16 protein-coding genes and 3 tRNA genes are annotated in these 20892 nt (G+C 68.9%); 16 read left to right on the top strand and 3 right to left on the bottom strand.

Annotated features, from left to right (window positions below):
* The first annotated feature begins 79 nt into the window (after nucleotides 1–79).
* From ASE43_RS00930 to lolD, 3 genes are read left to right on the top strand one after another with little or no spacing between them, the layout of a single operon-like run.
* Nucleotides 80–367, top strand: a complete 288-nt coding sequence (locus tag ASE43_RS00930; RefSeq protein WP_157499601.1) for a hypothetical protein — start codon at nucleotides 80–82, stop codon at nucleotides 365–367.
* Between the two features lie 18 nt (nucleotides 368–385).
* Nucleotides 386–1630: a lipoprotein-releasing ABC transporter permease subunit gene (locus tag ASE43_RS00935; protein WP_056174306.1), complete on the top strand. Its 1245-nt coding sequence runs from the start codon at nucleotides 386–388 to the stop codon at nucleotides 1628–1630.
* Between the two features lie 13 nt (nucleotides 1631–1643).
* Nucleotides 1644–2342 (top strand): lipoprotein-releasing ABC transporter ATP-binding protein LolD, encoded by a 699-nt coding sequence (lolD, locus tag ASE43_RS00940; protein ID WP_091634392.1) that lies wholly within the window; start codon nucleotides 1644–1646, stop codon nucleotides 2340–2342.
* Between the two features lie 37 nt (nucleotides 2343–2379).
* Here the strand turns inward: lolD and ASE43_RS00945 are convergent, their stop codons facing one another.
* The 3 genes from ASE43_RS00945 to ASE43_RS21470 form a co-directional block, all read right to left on the bottom strand.
* Nucleotides 2380–2634 (bottom strand): CPCC family cysteine-rich protein, encoded by a 255-nt coding sequence (locus ASE43_RS00945; RefSeq protein WP_082607025.1) that lies wholly within the window; start codon nucleotides 2632–2634, stop codon nucleotides 2380–2382.
* 34 nt (nucleotides 2635–2668) lie between these two features.
* Nucleotides 2669–3088, bottom strand: coding sequence for a hypothetical protein (locus ASE43_RS00950; RefSeq protein WP_057159168.1), 420 nt, complete (start codon nucleotides 3086–3088; stop codon nucleotides 2669–2671).
* Nucleotides 3089–3209: 121 nt separating this feature from the next.
* Entirely contained in the window at nucleotides 3210–3809 is a 600-nt protein-coding gene (locus ASE43_RS21470; protein WP_157499602.1) for a hypothetical protein, read from the bottom strand.
* 245 nt (nucleotides 3810–4054) lie between these two features.
* Here ASE43_RS21470 and ASE43_RS00960 point away from each other — a divergent pair, with 245 nt between their 5' ends.
* The 13 genes from ASE43_RS00960 to ASE43_RS01020 all read left to right on the top strand — a co-directional run bounded on the left by ASE43_RS00960 (nucleotide 4055) and on the right by ASE43_RS01020 (nucleotide 20768).
* Nucleotides 4055–6442, top strand: coding sequence for a DNA internalization-related competence protein ComEC/Rec2 (locus tag ASE43_RS00960; protein WP_082607026.1), 2388 nt, complete (start codon nucleotides 4055–4057; stop codon nucleotides 6440–6442).
* Between the two features lie 28 nt (nucleotides 6443–6470).
* Nucleotides 6471–7139 carry a MotA/TolQ/ExbB proton channel family protein gene (locus ASE43_RS00965; protein ID WP_057159170.1) on the top strand — a complete coding sequence of 223 codons (669 nt, stop codon included), beginning with the start codon at nucleotides 6471–6473 and terminating at the stop codon, nucleotides 7137–7139.
* 12 nt (nucleotides 7140–7151) lie between these two features.
* Nucleotides 7152–7601, top strand: a complete 450-nt coding sequence (locus ASE43_RS00970; RefSeq protein ID WP_056174316.1) for a biopolymer transporter ExbD — start codon at nucleotides 7152–7154, stop codon at nucleotides 7599–7601.
* Entirely contained in the window at nucleotides 7598–9346 is a 1749-nt protein-coding gene (gene msbA / locus ASE43_RS00975; protein WP_056174318.1) for a lipid A export permease/ATP-binding protein MsbA, read from the top strand. Before ASE43_RS00970 ends, msbA begins: the two co-directional genes overlap by 4 nt.
* 3 nt (nucleotides 9347–9349) lie before the next feature.
* Nucleotides 9350–10369, top strand: coding sequence for a tetraacyldisaccharide 4'-kinase (gene lpxK, locus ASE43_RS00980; protein ID WP_057159171.1), 1020 nt, complete (start codon nucleotides 9350–9352; stop codon nucleotides 10367–10369).
* 216 nt (nucleotides 10370–10585) lie between these two features.
* Nucleotides 10586–11353, top strand: coding sequence for a 3-deoxy-manno-octulosonate cytidylyltransferase (gene kdsB / locus ASE43_RS00985; RefSeq protein ID WP_057159172.1), 768 nt, complete (start codon nucleotides 10586–10588; stop codon nucleotides 11351–11353).
* A 3-nt stretch (nucleotides 11354–11356) separates the two neighbouring features.
* Entirely contained in the window at nucleotides 11357–11839 is a 483-nt protein-coding gene (locus tag ASE43_RS00990) for a low molecular weight protein-tyrosine-phosphatase (protein ID WP_056174325.1), read from the top strand.
* Between the two features lie 287 nt (nucleotides 11840–12126).
* Nucleotides 12127–14019: an excinuclease ABC subunit UvrC gene (gene uvrC, locus ASE43_RS00995; protein ID WP_057159816.1), complete on the top strand. Its 1893-nt coding sequence runs from the start codon at nucleotides 12127–12129 to the stop codon at nucleotides 14017–14019.
* A complete protein-coding gene (gene pgsA, locus ASE43_RS01000) occupies nucleotides 14016–14591 on the top strand; it encodes a CDP-diacylglycerol--glycerol-3-phosphate 3-phosphatidyltransferase (RefSeq protein WP_056174327.1) in 576 nt (191 codons plus the stop codon). The genes uvrC and pgsA overlap by 4 nt, the downstream gene beginning before the upstream one ends.
* 128 nt (nucleotides 14592–14719) lie before the next feature.
* Nucleotides 14720–14795: transfer RNA gene (locus tag ASE43_RS01005), tRNA-Gly, on the top strand.
* A 119-nt stretch (nucleotides 14796–14914) separates the two neighbouring features.
* Nucleotides 14915–14988: transfer RNA gene (locus tag ASE43_RS01010), tRNA-Cys, on the top strand.
* A 299-nt stretch (nucleotides 14989–15287) separates the two neighbouring features.
* Nucleotides 15288–15374: transfer RNA gene (locus ASE43_RS01015), tRNA-Leu, on the top strand.
* Between the two features lie 372 nt (nucleotides 15375–15746).
* A complete protein-coding gene (locus ASE43_RS01020) occupies nucleotides 15747–20768 on the top strand; it encodes an RHS repeat-associated core domain-containing protein (RefSeq protein ID WP_162258738.1) in 5022 nt (1673 codons plus the stop codon).
* Nucleotides 20769–20892 lie beyond the last annotated feature (124 nt).

Raw genomic sequence — 20892 nt, forward strand, 5'->3', positions numbered from 1 at the left:
GCTCGCCTGCGCGCTGGTCGCGATCGGGCTGCTCGCCGCCGGTGCGGTCCTGAGCAGCGAATTGCCGGCGCCGGGGTCGTTGCCCTTGGCCGCGGGCGCCGCGCTCTACGGCGCCTGGCTGGCGCGGCGGGAGCTGCGCAGCGCGCCGCAGCAACTGGTCGTATCGGCCGACGCGGTCTCCCTGGACGGCGCGCCCCTGGACCAGCCGGCCCTGCAATGGCGCGGTCCGCTGGCGTTTCTGCGCTATCGCGACGGCTCCGGCCGGCTCCGGTACCGGATCTGGTGGCCCGACACCCTGGATTCCACCGGCCGTCGTGAACTGCGGCTGGCTTGGCCGGTCCAAACGCCTACGCCCGATTCGCTTTAGATGGCACCATAGCCGGATATGTTCAAACCTATTCCTGTCGCCATCGGCCTGCGCTACCTGCGCGCCAAGCGCCGCAACGGCTTCATCTCCTTCATCTCGCTGGCCTCGATCGCGGGCATCGCCCTGGGCGTGACCGCCCTGATCACCACCCTGGCGGTGATGAGCGGCTTCCAGCGCGAAATCCGCGACCGCATGCTGCAGATGGCCGCGCACGCCACCGTCAGTGCCTACGGCGAGCCGCTCACCGACTGGCAGCGCGCCGTCGACGCCGCCATCGCCGACAAGCGCGTGGCCGGCGCGGCGCCCTACATCGAGAAGGAGACCCTGCTGTCCGGCGCGCGCAACCAGCCCGCGATGGTGCGCGGCGTGCTGCCGGCCGAGGAGGGCAAGGTTTCGGTGCTGGCCGAGAAGATGGTCCAGGGCAAGCTCGATTCGCTTACCCCCGGCAGCTACAACATCGTGCTCGGCAAGGAACTGGCGGCGTGGCTGGGCGTCGGGGTCGGCGACAGCGTGGTGATGATGACCTCCGACTTCCGCAGCACCCCGATGGGCGCGCTGCCGCAGCTCAAGCGCTTCACCGTCAGCGGCATCTTCGAGGCCGGCTACAACGAGTTCGACAAGGGCCTGGCGGTGGTCAACCTGCGCGACATCCAGCGCGTGCTGCGCATGGGCGACGGCGTCACCGGGGTGCGCCTGAGGCTGCACGACATGGATCTGGCCTGGGACGTGGCGCGCGATCTCGCGATCGGCCTGGGCGGGCCCTACAACGTCAGCGACTGGACCAGCGACAACGCCAATATGTTCCGCGCGCTGAAGATGGAAAAAACCATCATGGCGATCCTGCTGTCGCTGATCATCGCGATGGGCGCGTTTAACCTGGTGTCCTCGCAGGTGATGCTGGTCACCGACAAGCAAGCCGACATCGCGATCCTGCGCACCCTGGGCCTGACCCCGCGCGGGGTGATGCAGGTGTTCGTGGTGCAGGGCACCCTGATCGGCGTGATCGGCACCGTGCTGGGCGTGATCGGCGGCATCGTCCTCACCCTCAACCTCGAACACATCCTCAAGGCCATCGAGAAGGTGCTGGGCGTGCAGTTGTTGCCCGAGGACGTCTACTACATCACCGGCCTGCCCACCGACCTGCAATCCGGCGACGTGGTCGCGATCGCCGCGGTCGCGCTGGCGATGGCCTTCGTCGCCACCATCTATCCCGCCTGGCGCGCCGCGCGCACGGCTCCGGCGGAGGCGCTGCGCTATGAGTAATCCGCAAGCCGAAATGGCCGACGACGCGGTGATCCGCTGCTCCGGCCTGGCCATGACCTACGCCGAGGGCAAGATGCGCACGCCGGTGTTCGACGGCCTGGACCTGGCGGTGGAGCGCGGCGAGACCGTCGCCATCCTCGGCGCGTCCGGCGCCGGCAAGAGCACCCTGCTGCATTTGCTCGGCGGTCTCGACACCCCGACCGCGGGCGAGGTCTTCGTCGCCGGGCGGCGCATGAACGCCTTGTCCGACGCCGCCCGCGGCGCGCTGCGCAACCAGGCGCTGGGCTTCGTCTATCAGTTCCACCACCTGCTGCCCGAGTTCACCGCGCTGGAGAACGTGATGCTGCCGGTGCTGTTGGCTGGCGCGGCCGTGCCCGACGCCAGCCAGCGCGCCAAGGCGCTGCTGGAATCGGTCGGCCTGGGCCATCGTCTCGAACACAAGCCCGGCGAGCTGTCCGGCGGCGAGCGCCAGCGCGCCGCGGTCGCGCGCGCCCTGGTCAACAAGCCCGCCTGCGTGCTCGGCGACGAGCCCACCGGCAACCTGGACGAGAAGACCGCCGCGACCGTGTTCGAGCTCATGCTGGCGTTGAATCGCGAGCAGGGCACCAGCCTGGTCCTGGTCACCCACGACCGCCGCCTCGCGCGTCGCCTGGATCGCGTGCTGGAGCTGCACGAAGGCAAGCTACGCCAGCTGGCGGCCAGCGAGGTCTGATCGCGCATAGGTCCGGTCCGCCGGACCTGAGCTTCGCTCAGATTTCTTCGGGGCGCGGCGCGCGCACGCGCGGCAGGAAGCGCCTGTGGCAGGCGCCGAACAGCCCATAATTGAGCCTGGCCAGGCTCAAGCTGAGCTCGCCATTCGGCCCGCCGCGGACCTCATCGGCGTCGGTGTCGTCCTGGCCGTCGTCCTCCCAGCAGCACACCGCGCAGATCTCGTAAGCGCGACGCTCATCCAAGGTTTTGCAGCCGCAGCAAGGGCAGCGCAGCGCTAACTCGTTTGCGGCCATGCGGGTGACCTGGGCTCTGCGCGTGTGTTGGATTCTAGCTGTCCGTGTCCCGCCGGTGCTCCAGGGCGTTCATCGCCGCGCCGGCGCCCACGAAGGCCAGCAGGCCCGCCAGCACCAGTTCCCAGGCTTCGCTACCGGCGATGCCGTTCCTGACGAAGAAGATCGCGCCGCCGATGCAGAACAGCAGCAGTACCAGGTCGGCCCAGGGCAGGGGCTTGCGGCCTTGCCCGGACTGCTCGCCGTACACCCGATCCATCCGTCGCCCGACCGCGGCCCGCACCCGATTCGTGCGCTCGTCCGTCTCGCCGAACATGTGCCTCGACTTTTCGAGGATATCCAGGTCGAGCTTGATCTTGTCGCGGCGCGACTTGGTGCGCAGCTGGTGCAGCCATGCGATCGCGCCGCCCAGCAGGGCCAGCGCGGAGAGAATCGCTTCCATGTTGACGTCGGACAAAGGGCCTCCTCGATGCTGCGCGCTTATCAAGCGGAATTGTCGGCGAGGTCGGCGCGACCCTGTCGCCGCGGAGCGGTATTCGAATCTTCGGTTTGCCGTCGCCGACGGGTGGCCTGCGCGCTCATATCTCGTAGCGATAGTGGCAGGACATCTTGATATCGCGCACGTAGTCGTCGTAGAGGTAGCTGGCGCCGGCGTCCGCATGGCGCGAGGGGCGCAGCGCGGTCAGTTTCGCGACGAAGCGGGCGTCGGTGCCGTAGGGCAGAGGCGTGGCTTTCACCGTGGCGGGAATGGCATACAGCGTGGTCTCGAACCCGCGCGACCTGATGTTCAGCGCGAACACGCCCTCCGCCAGGGACTCGATCACCGTGGTTTCGGAGCCCGCGTCGCTGAGCGTGTAACGATGCTCGCGGCTGGAAACCACCAGGGACAGGGTTTCCTCGCTCGCCGGAATCGTGCCGTCGAGCTGCATGCTCGAGCCCTTGGTCAGCGGCGTGCAGGTCAGGCTGGCGGGGGCGGAGCCGGCGTGGGCTTGGCTGTGGAAGCAAGATGCAAGTATCGAAAGCGCCAGTACGGTTCTGAGATGCACGACGAGGTCCTTGGAAAGCGAGTCTGCCTGTTTGGTAGCGGCCCGGCCGGCTCGAATGTTCAAATTGGATGAGACGCGTCCGCGGTGCCGTGCCAGAGCGCGCCCTTGCGGCGGCAGATCGAACAGTTGCACTCGATCGCGTACTTCACTTCGCCGTCGAGCTCGAAGCTACGCGGCCGCAATGGCAGGAACCGCGATAGGTCTGCTGCATGGCGTCTTATCTCCTTGGCAGCCTGCTCGCGCCCATGGCGATCATACGGCCGCTCCGATGTCGCCGGCATTCGGATTAATCCTAGGCCGCATCGGGTGTAGCGCCGATAGTGGCGCGCCAGGCGGCTTCCTAAGCTGGACGCACACGATTCGGTGCGGGCGGGGCGATGGCGAAGGGCGTCGAGATCAAGGCAACGACGGTGGCGGCTTTCGGTCCGGCGGCCGCGATCAGCTTGCTGGGCGGTACCGCGGTCAGTCTCGCGGCCCCCGTTCTGTCGCCGGTTCTGTTGCTGTTGCCCCTGCTCGTGGTCGGCGCGTGGGTTTGGCGCCGCTGCGGTCGCGCGTGGCGCCTGCTCGGGGTTGTCCTGGTGGGGTTCGCCTGGACCGGGCTGCACGCGGGCTACGCCTTGTCCCGGCAGCTGCCGCCGGAGTGGGAACGGCGGCAGGCGACGGTGTCCGGTCGCATCGTCGAAATGCCGGTGCATGAAGTCAGGCGCACGCGCTTCGCGTTCCGCGTCGATGGCGGCGACGATCAGCCGGCGCCCTTGCGCGGGCGGCTGCTGCGCCTGTCGTGGTACAGCGAGGATCGCGTCGAGCGCGAGCGGTTGCGCGCGGGCCAGCGCTGGCGCTGGAAGCTGCGGCTGCGCGCACCGCGCGGCCTGCGCAATCCGGGCGGTGCCGACGCCGAGAAGTACGCGCTAATGCAGGGTCTGAGCGCGAACGGCTATCTGGTCGCCGCCGAGCAAGCGCAACTGTTGGCGCCGGCGAGCGGGCTGGAGGCCTTGCGCGAACGCCTGTCGGATCGCATCCGCGACGCGGTCGCGGCGCCCTCGTCGCGCTACGTGCGCGCGCTCGCGTTGGGCGACACCCGCGCCTTGGACGAGCGCGACTGGGAGGTGTTGCGCGCGAACGGACTCACCCACCTGATCGCGATCTCCGGTTTCCACGTCGGCCTGGTCGCGGGCTTCCTCGCCTTGATCGTGCGCGGCGTGTGGCGCCTGCGGCCGGGGTTGGCGCGGCGTTGGCCGCGGCCGATCGCCGCGGCCTCGGCGGCCGCCGCCGGTGCCTTGCTGTACGCCGCGCTGGCGGGGTTCGCGTTGCCCACGGTGCGTACCCTGCTGATGATCGCGGTGGTCGCCGGCGTGCGTCTGTCGCGGCGGCCGTTCGAGGGCGCCGCGGCGCTGGCCCTGGCCGCGATCGCGGTCCTGCTGGTGGATCCGCTGGCGGTGCTGGGTGCGGGCTTCTGGCTGAGCTTTCTCGGGGTGGCCTGGCTGCTGTGGTGCCTGCCACGCAGCGGGCCGCGGCCTTCGCTGCTGCGCGAGTTCCTGTCGGCGCAGGGCGTGGCCACCCTGGGTCTGCTGCCGGCCTGCGTGGCGCTGTTCGGCCAGGCCTCCTTGGCGGGCCCGCTCGCGAACCTGCTCGCCGTGCCTTGGTGGAGCCTGGTGGTGGTGCCGCTGGCCTTGATCGGCACCGGGCTGGATCTGCTGTGGACGGGAGCGGGCGAGGGTGCCTGGTGCCTGGCGGCGCTCTGCTTCGACCTGAGTTGGCCCTGCTTCGAGCGCCTGGCCACGGGCGGCCTGGCGTTGTGGTGGTTGCCGCAGGCGCCATGGTTCGCCCTGCCGCTGGCCCTGCTCGGAGCGTTCTGGCTGTTGCTGCCGCGCGGGGTGCCCGGCAAGCCCTTGGCCCTGCTGCTGTGGCTGCCGTTGCTGTGGCCGGACCGGAACCTGCCGCAGCCCGGCGAGGCCGAGTTGACCGTGATCGACGTCGGCCAAGGGCTGTCGGTGCACGTGCGTACCGCGCGCCACGAGCTGCTGTACGACTTCGGGCCGGCCGTGGTCGACGGCTACGACGCCGGCGAACGCGCGGTGCTGCCGACCCTGCGCGCGCTGGGTGTGCGCTCGCTGGACCGGCTGGTGGTCAGCCATGCCGACAACGATCACGCGGGCGGGCTGGAGGCGGTGGCGCGGGCCTACCCTGGCGACGACCGGCGCGCACCAGAAGGTGCCGGAATCGCGCTGGCCCGGGCCTGCGTGGCCGGCGAGGCCTGGACCTGGGACGGGGTGCGCTTCCGCTTCCTGCACCCGCCGCCGTATTTCCCTTATCTGCGCAACGAGTCCAGTTGCGTGCTGCGCATCGACACCGCGCATGGCGCGGTGCTGCTGACCGGCGACATCGGTGAGGTGGTCGAGCGCGATCTGGTCCGTCGCGATCGCGAGAGCGGCCGCCGCGACCTGCGCGCCGATGTGGTCCTGGTTCCCCATCACGGCAGCCGGGGCTCGTCGGATCCGGCCTTCGTGGCTGCCACCGGCGCCCGCCACGCCCTGATCTCCAGCGGCTACGGCAACCGCTATGGGCACCCCAAGCCGCAGGTGCTGACGCGCTGGCGCGCGGCCGGCGCCAGCGTCTGGGACACCAGCCGCGGCGGGGCCCTGCGACTGCGGCTCGCGGCGGAGGGGCTCAAGCTGGAAACGCGACGCCAGGCACATCCGAGGCTGTGGGACGCGGCCAGGCGGGTGGAGGCCGCGCCGCCTGGGCTATCCTATCGGCCAGATTGACGCGGCCGAATGGGCCGGAGGTTCGCGAGTGCTGGAACTGATCAAGGCCGGCGGTTGGCCGATGATCCCGCTGTTGCTGCTGTCGGCCGTCGCGCTGGCGATCATCATCGAGCGGTTGTGGACGTTGCGGCGCAAGGCCGTGCTGCCGCCCGAACTGGGCAAGGAAGTCCGTGCCTGGGCCGGTCGCGGCAAGCTGGACCCGGCCCACATCGAATCCCTGCGTGCGACCTCGCCGCTGGGCGCGCTGCTGGCCGCGGCCCTGGACGTGCGCGGTCGCCCGCGCGACGAGATCCGCGAGCGCATCGAGGACGTGGGCCGCCACCTGGTCCACCGCATGGAGCGCTACCTCAACACCCTCGGCACGATCTCGGCCGCCGGTCCGCTGCTGGGCCTGTTCGGCACCGTGGTCGGCATGATCCAGATGTTCCTGGGCATCCTCGATCACGGCATCGGCGACGTGAACCAGCTCGCCGGCGGCATCGGCAAGGCCCTGGTCTGCACCGCGGCCGGCATGATCGTGGCGATCCCGGCGCTGATCGCGCACCGCTGGTTCCGCGGCCGCATCGCCGAGTACATCGTGGCGATGGAGCACGAAGCGATCCAGCTGCTGGACACCCTGGACCCGCGCACGCCCGCGCGCCCGGTCGCGGCCACGCCGGCGGCGCCGGCGTCGGCGCAGCAGCAGGCCGCGAGCTGAGGCAGGGCCGGCATGCGCATACGCGACCACCGCGCCGACGACGAGCCGGAGATCAACCTGGTCCCGTTGATCGACGTGATCCTGGTGCTGATCATCTTCTTCGTGGTCACCGCCACCTTCGACGCGCGTTCGGTGCTCAAGCTGGAGCTGCCGCGCGCCAGCGGCGAGCCGGTCAGCGACGCGTCCAAGGCGCTGATCGTGTTGGTCAACGCCGATGGCCGCTATTTCGTCGACGATCGTGAAGTGCTGCGCGACGATCTGGAATCGCTGAAGACCACCATCGCCGAGGTCGCCGGCAGCGACCGCGAGCGCCCGGTGATGCTGCGCGCCGACGCGCGCACGCCCTACCAGGCGGTGGTGACCGTATACGACGCCCTTGGCCAGCTCGGCTTTCGCCGCATCATGAGCGCGACCGCGCCGCCGGCCGGCACGGGCGCCGCGCCCAGCGAGGGCAAGCGGTGACCGCCCAGGTATCGCCCTGGCAGACCTACCGCCGCCTGCTCGGCTTCGCCCGTCCCTACGGCGGGCTGTTGTGGCTGGCCCTGATCGGCATGCTGGTCGAGGCCGCCGCGGCCGGCATCTTCACCACCTTGATGACGCCGATCATCAATCTGACCTTCATCGAGAAGGAAAAGAACCTCAGCACCCTGTTGCCGCTGGCGATCGTCGGCCTGTTCCTGCTGCGCGGCGTGGCCGGCTACGTCACCGACTACCACATGGCCAAGGCCGGCCGCAGCATCGCGCGCGACCTGCGCGTGAACGTGCTGGGCAAGTACCTGCGCCTGCCGGGCCTGCGCTTCGACACCGAGCCGGTGCCGTCGATGCTGGTGCGCCTGGGCTCGGACAGCGATCAGGTCGCGCAGGCCGCGGTCGACGCGATGAAGGTGATGCTGCAGCAGAGCTTTCAGGCCATCGCGCTGCTGGGCGCGATGCTGTTCGCGAGCTGGCAGGTGACCCTGGCGGTGCTGTTGATGGCGCCGCCGCTGGCCTTCGTGATGGACAAGATCGGCCGCCGCTACCGCCGCATCAGCCATCGCATCCAGGAGAGCGCGGGCGCGTTGCTGCAGTCGGCCGACCAGGCACTGGGCAACCACCAGGAGGTCAAGGTCTACGGCGCCCAGGATGTCGAGTTGGCGCGCTACGGCGCGATCGCCGACAACCACCTCAAGTTGAGCATGAAGGTCGAGTCCACGCGCTCCATCGCCTCGGCGATGGTGCAGCTGATGGGCGCGGTCGGCCTGGCGCTGTTGCTGTTCGTGGCCGGGCGCGAAGCCCTGGCCGGGCGCCTGGACGCGGGCAAGTTCGTGACCCTGATGACCTCGATGATCGCGATCATCCCGGCCCTGCGTCAGCTCACCAACGTGCAGAACATGCTGCAACGGGGCGTGGCCTCGGCCGAGCGCCTGTTCTCGGTACTGGACGCCGACGACGAACCCGACAACGGCAGCCGTCCGCTCACCCGCGCGCGCGGCGAGCTCGAGTTCCGCGATGTGGTCGCGCGCTATCCGGGCCAGAAGGACCCGGCGCTGGCCGACATCAGTTTCAGCGCCCGGCCCGGCACGGTCACCGCCATCGTCGGCCGCTCCGGCAGCGGCAAATCGACCCTGATCAAGCTGATTCCGCGTTTCTACGAGCCTGAATCCGGCCAGATCCTGCTCGACGGCCATCCGCTGCAGGACTACCGCTTGGCCGACCTGCGCCGTCAGATCGCCCTGGTCGGCCAGCAGGTGATGCTGTTCGACGGCACCGTGGCCGCCAACGTCGCCTACGGCGAATTGCAGGAAGCCGCGCCCGAAGGCCTGGAGCGCGCGGTGCGCGGCGCCAATGCGATGGAATTCGTCGAGCGCTTGTCCGAGGGCGTCCAGACCCACATCGGCGCCAAGGGCGGCAAGCTCTCCGGCGGCCAGCGCCAGCGTCTGGCGATCGCGCGCGCGATGCTCAAGGACGCGCCGATTTTGATCCTCGACGAGGCCACCGCGGCGCTGGACACCGAATCCGAACGCCTGGTGCAGGACGCCCTCGACCGGCTGATGCCCGACCGCACCACCCTGGTGATCGCGCACCGGCTCTCGACCATCGAGCACGCCGACCAGGTGCTGGTGCTGGACCAGGGCCGCATCGTCGAGCGCGGCAGCCATGCACAGTTGCTGGAGCAGGGCGGCCTGTACGCGCACCTGCACCGCATGCAGTTCCGCGAGGCGGAGTAGGGCATGGCCGGCGGTTCCCACGAACGCCGCGCGCGCCTGCCGGCGTACTGGTACGGCGACGCGCCGATTCCGCTCGGCGCACGCCTGCTGTCGGCGCTATACGGCAGCGTCAGCGGCTTGCGCCGCGGCCTGTACCTGAAGGGCTGGCTGCGTCGCCGCCATCCCGGCGTGCCGGTGATCGTGGTCGGCAACATCACCGCCGGTGGCGCCGGCAAGACCCCGATGACGATCGCCCTGGTCGAGCGCCTGCGCGCCGAGGGCTGGAACCCGGGCGTCGCCAGCCGCGGCTACGGCCGCGAGCGTGCGGCGCAGCCGATGTGGGTCGAGGCCGCCACCGATCCCGCCTTGGGCGGCGACGAACCGGTCCTGATCGCCATGCGCACCGGCGTCAAAGTGCGCGTCGACCGCGACCGCGTCGCGGCCGCGCGCGCGCTGGTCGAGGCCGGCTGCGACGTGGTGGTCTGCGACGACGGACTGCAGCATTACCGACTGGCGCGCGACATCGAGATCGAGGTGGTCGACGGCCGTCGCCGCTACGGCAACGCGCAACTGCTGCCCGCCGGCCCGCTGCGCGAGCTGCCCGAGCGCGCCGCGCGTTGCGACTTCCGCGTGGTCAACGGCGGCGAGACCGGCTTCGGCGAATGGCCGATGCGCCTGGTCGCCGACCAGGCCCAGCCGGTGCTGGGCGGGCGCGGGCGCAAGCTCAGCGCCTATTCCGGCCAGCGCGTGCATGCCGTTGCCGGCATCGGCGATCCCGAGCGCTACTTCGCCATGCTGCGCGGCTTCGGCATCGCCTTGGTCCCGCACGCGTTTCCCGACCACCATCGCTACAGCGCCGCCGATTTCGAGTTCGGCAGCCAACTGCCGGTGCTGATGACCGAGAAGGACGCGGTCAAGCTGGTCGGCGTGGGCGAGGGCTCCTTCGTCACCGAGCAGTTCTTCAGCGTGCCGGTCCGCACCGAACTGCCCGAGGCTTTCTGGGTGTCGTTGCTGGCCAAGCTGGCGGCATTGAAAGGGCGCTAGCGGCCGCGATGCGGGCCGCATCGAACACAAATCCTGCCGCAGGCGTGAAGCACCGGCTCTTACGCTGATCGGTCGGTATTCGGCGGGCCGGGGCGGGCATGCCGGAGCGGGCCGCAACGCGCATCCTCGAGCTCCGCCGTAAGATGAGACAGGCTGCGGTTTCGCCCTGCGCCGTCAGCCCACACCCCCGCGGCCCGTCCGCGAAACGGAAATCCCATGTCCCAGGACTTCGTCGTCGCCATTCCCGCCCGTTACGCCGCCACGCGTCTGCCCGGCAAGCCGCTGCGCCTGCTCGCCGGCGAGCCGCTGGTGCTGCACGTCGCGCGTCGCGCGCTCGCGGCCGGTGCGCGCGAGGTGTGGGTAGCGGCCGACGACGCTCGCATCGCGCAGGCCCTGCGCGACAGCGGCGTGCAGGTGGCGATGACTTCGACCGAACACGCCTCCGGCACCGATCGCCTGGCCGAATGCGCGCGCATCGCCGGCTGGTCGGACGACACCGTGGTGGTCAACCTGCAAGGCGACGAGCCGTTCGCGCCGGCCGCGGGCGTGCGCGCCTGCGCCGAGGCGCTGCGCGCGAGCGGCGCGGAGATGTCGACCCTGGCCGCGCCGGTGACCGAAGTCGAAACCCTGCTCGATCCCAATGCGGTCAAGCTGGTGCGCGCGGGCAACGGCGACGCGCTGTATTTCAGTCGCGCGCCGATCCCGTGGCCGCGCGACGAGTTCGCGCGCGAGCGCGATCGCATGCCCGAGCACGGGCAGTGGCTACGCCACATCGGCATTTACGGCTACCGCGCCGGATTCCTGCAGCGCTTCGCGGCGATGCCGCCGGGGCGGCTGGAGCGGATCGAATCGCTGGAGCAGCTGCGCGTGCTCGAGGCCGGGCACCGCATCGCGGTCGCGCTTACGCCCGAACCGTTTCCGCCCGGCGTGGACACCCCGGAAGACCTCGCGCGCGCCGAGTCGCGCCTGGCTCAGGACGCCTGAGCGGTGCGCCTGCTGGTGGTCTGCCTGGGCAACATCTGCCGCTCGCCGGTGGCCGAAGGCGTGCTGCGCGCGCGTATCGCCGCCTCGACGTTGGCCGGCCAGGTCGAACTGGATTCGGCCGGCACCGGCGACTGGCACGTGGGCCAGCCGCCGGACCGGCGCGCGATCGCCAACGCGGCCGAGCACGGCATCGACATCGCCGGCCTGCGCGCGCGCCAGCTGCAGGCCGCCGACTACCGCGACTTCGACTGGTTGCTGTGCGCCGACCGCGCCAACCTGCGCGACGTGCAGGCGCGCGCGCCGCGCGGCGCGCGTGCGCAGGCGGCCTTGCTGCTGGATTGGACCGGCGTTGAAAGCCAGGGCGAGGTGCCCGATCCCTACACCGGCGGTCCCGCCCAGTTCGAACACGTGTTCGGCCTGCTGGACCGCGCCGCCGACGGCGCGATCGCGCGCCTGCGCGAGGAATTGGGGTTGCGCGGGCGCTAGCGCAAATCCCCCTAATCCCCCTTTGCTGCCCCCACCGCGAAAAGGGGAGAACACCAGCGCTTGTTCCCCCCTTTGCAAAAGGGGGGCTAGGGGGGATTTGCTTCACCAGTCCGCAACCCCCATTCCAGCGCCGCCGTCTTGCCTTCACGCATAATCGGCCCAATCCAGTAGCCGATGTTCGCGACCGTGACCGCCCGCACCCCGCCTATCGTTCCGCTCGCCGCGCGCTTCGGCGGCTCGGGCGCGGCCGCGCGCGCATGCCGCCCGAGCGCGACGGAGCGGGCCGCATGAGCGCGTCGCCGCCGCCGTTCGACGGCAAGTCCTTCGTCAAGTCCTTGAGTACGGCGCCCGGCGTCTACCGGATGATCGGCGCCGACGACGGCGTGCTCTACGTGGGCAAGGCCGGCGCGCTCAAGAACCGCGTCTCCAGCTATTTCAACGCCACGCCGAAGTCGGCCCGGATCATGTCCATGCTGGCGCAGACCGCGCGCATGGAGGTCACGGTCACCCGCACCGAGGCCGAAGCGCTGATCCTGGAAAACCAGCTGATCAAATCGCTGAAGCCGCGCTACAACGTGCTGCTGCGCGACGACAAGAGCTATCCCTATGTGCTGATGACCCAGGAGGCCTGGCCGCGCATCGCCATGCACCGCGGCCCGCGCGCGATCCCGGGGCGGTATTTCGGCCCCTACGCCAGCGTCGGCGCGGTGCGCGACAGCCTGAACCTGATGCACAAGCTGTTCCGCCTGCGCAGTTGCGAGGACAGCGTGTTCCGCAATCGCTCGCGGCCCTGCCTGCAGCACCAGATCGGCCGTTGCAGCGCGCCCTGCGTGGGCCTGGTCGCCGCGCGCGACTACGCCGAGAGCGTGCGCCGCGCCGGGCTGCTGCTGGACGGCCGCAGCGACGAGCTCACCGACGAACTCGGCAGCGCCATGGAGGCCGCCAGCGCGCGCCTGGATTTCGAGGAGGCCGCGCGCATGCGCGACCTGGTCACCTCGATCCGCACCCTGCAGGCGCGTCAGTACGTCGACGGCCGCGCCGCCGACCTGGACGTGCTGGCGGTGGCGATGCAGGGCGTGGCCGCCTGCGTGCTGCTGCTGGCCTTCCGCGACGGCCGCAATCTCGGCACCCGCGCCTTCTATCCCAAGACCAACGGCAGCGACAACGCCGAAGAAGTGCTGGCCGCGTTCGTGTCGCAGTACTACGCCGAGCAGACCCCGCCGCGCGAGATCGTGCTCGATCGCGACATCCCGGATCGCGAGCTGTTGGAGCAGGCCCTGTCGGCCGCCGGCGAGCGCAAGGTCCAGATCCGCAGCAACGTACGCGGCGAGCGCGCTGGCTACCTCGATCTGGCGCGCCGCAATGCCGAGCTGTCGCTGGCCGCCGAGCGCACCAGCCACGCCGCCCAGCACGCGCGCGCCGAGGCCCTGCGCGAGATGCTGGGCATGGCGGCGATCCCGACCCGGATCGAATGCTTCGACATCAGCCACACCATGGGCGAGGCCACGGTGGCCTCGTGCGTGGTGTTCGATGCCGAAGGCCCAGTACGCGGCCAGTATCGCCGCTACAACATCGCCGGCATCGTCGAGGGCGACGACTACGCGGCGATGAACCAGGCGATCGAGCGGCGCTTCCGGCGCGCGGTCGAAGAGAACGGCGTGATGCCGGACCTGCTGCTGATCGACGGCGGTGCGGGGCAGGTCGCGCAGGCGCGCGCGGCCCTGGACGAACTCGGGGTCGAGGGCGTGATCCTGGTCGGCGTGGCCAAGGGCCCGGCGCGCCGCCCCGGCGACGAGGAACTGCTGCTGCCGGACGGCCGGGTGCTGCACCCGGGCGCGGAGTCGCCGGCCCTGCAACTGGTCCAGCAGGTCCGCGACGAGGCCCACCGTTTCGCCATCACCGGCCACCGCGGCCGCCGCCAGAAGGCGCGCAATACCAGCCGGCTGGAGGACATCCCGGGCATCGGCCCGCGCCGCCGCGCCAGCCTGCTGCGCCACTTCGGCGGCCTGGGCGGGCTGAAAGCGGCCGGAATCGAGGAAATTTCGCGGGTCGAGGGCGTCAATGCCGCCCTGGCCGAGCGCATCTATGCGACCCTGCACGGGCTGGAGGCGCCGGATGCCGGCGCCCCGGTCAAGGCCAACCCGAAAGCGGCCAACGGCGGCACGCGGAGCGAAGGATGAAGTTGACGATACCCACCATGCTCACCCTGGCGCGGATCGTGCTGATCCCGGTACTGGTGGTGGTGTTCTATCTGCCGTTCCAGTGGACCAACTTCGCCGCGGCCTTCATCTTCGCGTTCGCGTCCGTCACCGACTGGCTCGACGGCTGGATCGCGCGCCGCTACAACCAGTACTCGGCCTTCGGCGCTTTTCTCGATCCGGTCGCCGACAAACTCATGGTCGCCGTGGCGCTGCTGCTGATCGTGCAGAAGCACCCGACGGTGTGGATGACGCTGTGGGCGGCGGTGATCGTGGGCCGCGAAATCGCGGTGTCCGCGCTGCGCGAATGGATGGCCGAACTGGGCCAGCGCGCGGCGGTGAAAGTGGCCTCGATCGGCAAGATCAAGACCATCGTGCAGATGGTCGCGCTGGTATGCCTTTTGTATCAAGAACCTGTATTCGGTTTGCCGATCTTCCGCATCGGCGAATGGCTGCTGGCCGGCGCCGCGCTGCTGACTTTGTGGTCGGGGCTAGCGTATTTGCGCGCGGCATGGCCTATAATGCGCGAGGACGCGAAGGGCCCCTCGGGCTGATCGCGGTATCCGTCTCCAGGGCACTGGGGGCCGGATGCACCGGGGCTGAAGCCCGGGTCCGGGGCTGTAAGGAAAACGAAATTGGGTGTTGACAGTTTTGTTTCCATGCCTAAAATGTTGGTTCCTCTGCGGGAATAGCTCAGTTGGTAGAGCACTACCTTGCCAAGGTAGATGTCGCGAGTTCGAGTCTCGTTTCCCGCTCCAAATTCGAGGAGTCATCCTCAGGAACAAAGCCCCGCATGCGGGGTTTTGTTTTTTCGGCGATAGCCCACGCGCGACGTGTGCAATCGCCACCGCAAGCGGTATGCTTGCGACCAGTCACCGGCCTCGTGGCAGAGTGGTGATGCACCGGATTGCAAATCCGTTTACAGCGGTTCGATTCCGCTCGAGGCCTCCAATTTCGGACCCTGCTTGCAGGGTCTGGCTTTATCGGAACTCCGAAGCCCCGCGCAAGCGGGGCTTTCTTTTTGGCGCGTCGCCGCGACGACCCGCGCGGTCCCCTTTGAATCGGGTGATGGCGCGCGTTTACGAACCGCAGGTTCGCACGCGACCGAACGCCAATGGCCTGCGCGCGCCGGCCGGACCGATCGAGGGGGCACTGTTGCGCATCCTCGCCGATGCCGACCCGCAGCCACCGCAGCCACTTTCCAGACCGGCGGCGCCGTGTCGTAAGCTATCGCCGCAGTCGCAACCCAGGCCCGGGTGGCGAAATCGGTAGACGCATCGGACTTAAAATCCGCCGGCCGCAAGGCCATGCCGGTTCGAGTCCGGCCCCGGGCACCATTCCCTGATTCGGGCGATCCGCCCATAGCCGCCTTCGGCGCGCCCTTGGCTGCGCCGCAAGAGGCGACCCGCGCGCTCTGTACGCGTTTGCCCTTAGCGAGGGTCGCCGTGGCCCGTGGCCCGCGGCGATTCCGCACGGTCGCGTACGTTCGCGTACCCATTCGTGCGCTTCGCCCCTGCGTCGTTGTCGCGGCGGCGGCCTTGGCATTGACTGAGTGTGGGGACTCCCGTGGTCGAACCCGTGTCGCGCGCCTGGCTGGCGTCGCGCCCGGGCGGGCGCCGCTGGAGATCGAGCCCACATCGCACAGCCCCGAGCGTCGGGGCGGGGTCAGGAGGCCGCATATGCGTGCTGTTGCAACTAGGCTGTCGTTGTTGAGATTGATCGCCGGATCGGGCGCGGTTCGAACGCCGAACCGCACGCTCGCATCCTTGCTCTGCCTGATGGCGCTGGCGGGTTTGTGCTTCGCGCCGGGCCTGAGCGCGCAGACGGCGAGGACCGAAGTGGAGGATTACGACAACGCCATCAAGGGCGCCCAGAGCCTGAGTCGCTCCGGCCCCGATCAGTTCGGCGAATCCGTCGATCTCAAGGACGGCGCCACCGCGTTCGACGCGACCGATATCGAATTGCGCACCAACAGCGGCCTGCCGCTGGCGGTGAAGCGTTCGCTGCGCATCAACACCCGGGACGCCGGCCAGTACGCCGATCCGGCCAGCGACGGCGAGTTGTTCGGCAACTGGCAACTCGACGTGCCCTACATTTCCGGCATATTCGACGAGCGCACCGGCTGGGTGTCCAGCATGCCCAATGGGCAGCAGCGATGCAGCATCTCCGGATGGGGAGCGGCCGGCCCGCCGGCGGTCAAGAGCGCCTACACGTCCTGGAATACCTACTACCTGCCGGAGGAGTACTGGAGCGGCAACAACGTCAATATTCCGGATGTCGGCCGCTATCCCTTGCTGTATCTGCCGCCCGATCGCTCGCGTCCCAGCGATGGCCGCGCCTACTACTGGACCACGCGCGGCGATTGGCGCGTGGCCTGCGTCCCGACGCTGAAGAACGGCACCGGCGAGGGCTTCCTGATCGTCCTGCCCGACGGGACCCGATACACCTTCGATTGGATCTCCTCGCGCAAGTCGGCGCCGCTCAAGAGCAGCAACTGCGTGTCGACCGCGTTGTACGAAAGCCTGTTCGCGCAGCGCCCGTCGGCGCCGGTGACCACCCAGTTCGGGCGTCCGCCGCTGACCTGGGAGAGCGGCTTCAATACCCATTACGCGCACGCGTTCGAGGGCGGGGGCGGTTCGCTGGGAGGTTGCGCCCTGAGCAAGCAGGTCGTCGTCAACCGACGCGAGTACTTCCTGCACGCGACCAAGGTCGAAGACCGCTTCGGCAACTGGATCGCGTACCAGTACGACCCGGCGCGGCCGCGGCGCTTGACCTCGATCACGTCCAACGACGGCGTGTCGGTGTCGTTCCAGTACGGCGCCAACGGCAAGATCGTGTCGGCCACGACCGGCGATCGCAGTTGGCAGTACCAGTACGCCGATGCCGGCGGTCGCGCGCTGGCCGCGGTGGAGCAGCCCGACGGCGGCCGCTGGACGTATCAGTACGGCGACCTCGAGCGCATGCTCAATCCGGAGAATCAACGGGTCGTGTGGATCGATTGCGACCCCGTCATCCTGGCCGACGCGACCCAGTCGGTGACGATCGGGCATCCCGCCGGCGCCAAGGGCGTCTTCACCTTCAAGACCTTGCTGCACGGCACCGACCGCACCCCGGGGTCGTGCTCGGTTCCCAATCCGAACCGTCCGCTGCAGGTCGATCTCAGTCCGAACCTGATGGCCTACAAGGTCGCCTCGTTGATATCCAAGCAGGTCAGCGGCCCGGGTCTGGCCCCGATGACGTGGAGCTATCAGTACCAGCCCAGTTGGAGCTGGAACCCGACCGGTTATTCCGACGACTGCACTTGGGCCGGCGCTAGCTGCAACGCGACCTCGTCCACCCAGGTCGTGGGCCCGGATGGAACCGTCACGCGTTCGACCTTCGGAAACGACTACTACCGCAGCGCGGGGCAATTGCTGCGCGTGGATGTCGTCAGCAACGGCACGGTCCTGCGCAGCGTCGCCCACACCTACATGGCCGACGCCAACGGGCAGGCGTATCCGGACCGCGTGGGCTGGGACCCGAACCTCACCAACAACCGCTTCGCGACCGAGCGCCTGCATCCCCTGCGCGCCACCTCGATCACGCAGGACGGGGCTACGTTCGCGTGGGAAGTGGAGGCCTGTGCCGGCGCGGCTTACTGCTTCGACGGCTACGCACGGCCCACGGTGGTCAAGAAGCACAGCAGCCTGGGCTACAGCAAGCGCGAGGAGATCGCTTACCACGACAATCCGGCGCTGTGGGTGCTGGGCCAGATGCGTCGGCGCGCCGACCTGGGCACCGGCATGCTCGAATTGGATATCCGCTACAACGACCGTGCCTTGCCCGCCGAGGTCTATTCGTTCGGAGCGCTGCAAAGCTCCATGACCTACGCGGCCGACGGCAGCCTGGCCGCCAGCTCGGACGGGCGCGGCAACACCACCTCTTTCGAGAACTATCACCGCGGCATTCCGCGCCTGACCCGTTACCCCGCGACGCCCGAGGCGCCGTCGGGCGCCGTTAAATCGGTCTCCGTCGACGACAACGGACGGATAGCCTCGTTGACCGACGAGGTCGGCGCGAAGACCTGCTATGGCTACGACGCGATGGGGCGGCTGGCCAGCATCACGTATCCGTCCGAGACCGCGCTCGGCGTCTGCGACGCCTCGCGTTGGCAGCCGGTCACGCTGGCACTTCAGTATGTCGATTCGGAGGAGCACGGAATCGCGGCGGGCCACTGGCGCCTGGCCAGACGCATCGGCGCGAATGCGCACATCAATACCTACTACGACGGACTCGCGCAGCCGCTGCTCGAAGCGTCCATGGACGCCAACGACATCGCCGGCACCCTCAAGCAGGTGGTCAAGCGTTACGACGCCGACGGGCGCAAGACGTTCGAGTCCTATCCGACCCGAGGCGTAGTTGGTTTCGCCGACGTGATCGAGGGCACGCGTACCTACTACGACGCCCTGAGTCGCGTCACCAAGGTGGAACAGCACAGCGAGCACGGCCTGCTGACCACGGTGACGGAGTATTTGTCCGGCTTGCAGACGCGGGTCACCAACCCCCGCGGCGCGCAAATCAGCAACCGCTACATGGCCTGGGAGCAGCCGCGCTACGACCTTCCGGTGCAGAGCCTGCAGCCGGAGGGCAAGGTCGTGGAAATCTCGCGCCACGCGCAATTCGGCTGGCCGCTGCAGCTCAAGCAGCGCAGCGCCGATAACACGCTGCAGGCCAGCCGCTACTACGCCTACGACGGCAATGCGCGGCTGTGCAAGACGGTCGAGCCCGAAACCGGCGCGACGGTGATGGGCTACGACGCCAGCGGCAATCTGGCCTGGTCCGCATCGGGCCTGGACGCGACCGCCTTCGGCCCGTCCTACGACTGCCAGCACGTCGCTGCATGGAACGCGGGGCGTCTGGCGCTGCGTAGTTACGATGCGCGCAATCGGCTGTCGCGTTTGAGCTTCCTGGGCGACGGTCGCGGCAACCAGGTGTGGACCTACACCCAGGACGGGCTGCCGGCCAGCATCACGGCCTACAACGAGCCCAACGACGCGGCCCCGGTCGTGACCGGCTACACCTACAACAACCGGCGCCTGTTGGAAGGCGAATCGTTGACCCAGCCCGGCTGGTACACCTGGGGCGTCGGCTATCACTACGACGCCCGCGGCCATATGGATTGGCAGACCTATCCGGGCGGAGTGGCGATCGACTACGCCCCGAACGCGCTGGGTCAGGCGACCAAGGCCGGCCCGTTCGCCCGCGGCGCCAGCTACCACCCGAACGGCGCCCTCAAGCAGTTCACCTACGGCAACGGTCTCGTCTACACGATGACCCAGAACGCGAGGCAGCTGCCGCAACGCATCGCCAGCAGCGCAGGCGTGCTGGACCTGGGTTACCACTTCGACCAGAACGGCAATGTCACCCAGATGGTCGATGGCCTGCGAGGCGACCATTACGGGCGTTGGATGAGTTACGACGGTCTGGATCGTCTGACCGACGCCGGCTCGTGTTCCTTCGGTGGCGACTGCTGGCATCGCTTCGGTTACGACGCGCTGGACAACATGAAGTCGTGGAAGCTGGCGGGCGTCAAGGACCATGCCGAGTATCTGTACGACGGTCGCAATCGCCTGACCAATGTCCGCAACAGCGCGGGCGCCTCGGTGATCGGTCTGGGCTACGACCTCCACGGCAACCTTCAGAACAAGAATGGGCAGGGCTACGAGTTCGACAGCGGCAACCGCCTGCGCGCCGTGACCGGAAAGGAGTACTACCGTTACGACGGCCTGGGGCGCCGGGTGACGAGCTGGCGTCCCGCGGCTCCGGACGGCGCCGATCTGCTGATGTCGCAGTACGGCCTGAAGGGGAAGCTGCTGTTCCAGCACGAGACCGGCAAGCTGGATAACTCGTATATCTATCTCGGCGACCAACTGGTGGCCACGCTGGACAGCGCGAGCCAGGCCAAGTACCGGCATACCGACGCACTGGGCAGTCCGGTAGCGACGACCAATCAGGCCGGAGCGGTGATCGAGCGTCAGGAGTACGAACCTTACGGCGCGATCGTCGGTCAGCCCAGTCCCAACGGCTTGGGCTACACCGGTCATCACATGGATGGCGCCACCGGCCTCACCTACATGCAGCAGCGCTACTACGACGCGCAGTTGGGTAGCTTTCTGAGCGTGGATCCGATCGCCGCGAACGCGACCTCGGGCGACGGCTTCAATCGGTACCGGTATGCCGACGGCAATCCCTACCGGTTCGTGGATCCGGACGGGCGTCAGGCCAGGAACGCGCCCGTGGTGCCGACTCCACCGCCGCCGCCGCCGCCGGCTGCGGATGAGGTTCCCATTCTCGAGACCATTCATGTTTTCGCTCCGAAGCCGGTGCCTGCGCGCGGGACCGTTCGGAATCCGCCCATGGGTCAGATGTCCGACAAGCAGGCCGAGTGGTACATGAGGAGGAGGGTGTCGGCGGACTTCCTGTTCACGACATTGCCTGCCCAGGCTGGCGCGGACTGCGCCGTCCGGGGCTGCGTCAAGTCGGTGACGAAGGCCTACAAAGCCGCACGAGACGTAGCCATAAGCGGGGCAGCGGGAATGGCGACCGTCGGCAATATCGAAGTGCCGACGGATGCGGAGATCGATGCCCATTACGCCAAGCCCTGGATGGAGAGGAACGGGGTGGATCTGCTGAAGCTGGAGAAGAAGCTGACGGGAATAGCGGAGAGCGTCTGGAAAGCCATGCAGGAATGAGGGTTCGATACCGGAGCCCCCGGTCTTTATAGTGGTGTCTCGAACCAGCCAGCCGCAGTGCTGGCTGGTTCGTGTCCGCATAGGCGGATATCGCGCCCAGGGGCACGGATGCCGGTTGTTTCCC

The organism is Lysobacter sp. Root983, assembly GCF_001429345.1.
GTDB lineage: Bacteria > Pseudomonadota > Gammaproteobacteria > Xanthomonadales > Xanthomonadaceae > Lysobacter.

What these genes read in the sequence shown, in the direction of transcription:
- ASE43_RS00935 (WP_056174306.1), top strand. Translation starts at nt 386, where the DNA reads ATGTTCAAACCTATTCCTGTCGCCATCGGCCTGCGCTACCTGCGCGCC.
- lolD (WP_091634392.1), top strand. Translation starts at nt 1,644, where the DNA reads ATGGCCGACGACGCGGTGATCCGCTGCTCCGGCCTGGCCATGACCTAC.
- ASE43_RS00945 (WP_082607025.1), bottom strand. Translation starts at nt 2,634, where the DNA reads ATGGCCGCAAACGAGTTAGCGCTGCGCTGCCCTTGCTGCGGCTGCAAA.
- ASE43_RS00960 (WP_082607026.1), top strand. Translation starts at nt 4,055, where the DNA reads ATGGCGAAGGGCGTCGAGATCAAGGCAACGACGGTGGCGGCTTTCGGT.
- ASE43_RS00970 (WP_056174316.1), top strand. Translation starts at nt 7,152, where the DNA reads ATGCGCATACGCGACCACCGCGCCGACGACGAGCCGGAGATCAACCTG.
- lpxK (WP_057159171.1), top strand. Translation starts at nt 9,350, where the DNA reads ATGGCCGGCGGTTCCCACGAACGCCGCGCGCGCCTGCCGGCGTACTGG.
- kdsB (WP_057159172.1), top strand. Translation starts at nt 10,586, where the DNA reads ATGTCCCAGGACTTCGTCGTCGCCATTCCCGCCCGTTACGCCGCCACG.
- uvrC (WP_057159816.1), top strand. Translation starts at nt 12,127, where the DNA reads ATGAGCGCGTCGCCGCCGCCGTTCGACGGCAAGTCCTTCGTCAAGTCC.
- pgsA (WP_056174327.1), top strand. Translation starts at nt 14,016, where the DNA reads ATGAAGTTGACGATACCCACCATGCTCACCCTGGCGCGGATCGTGCTG.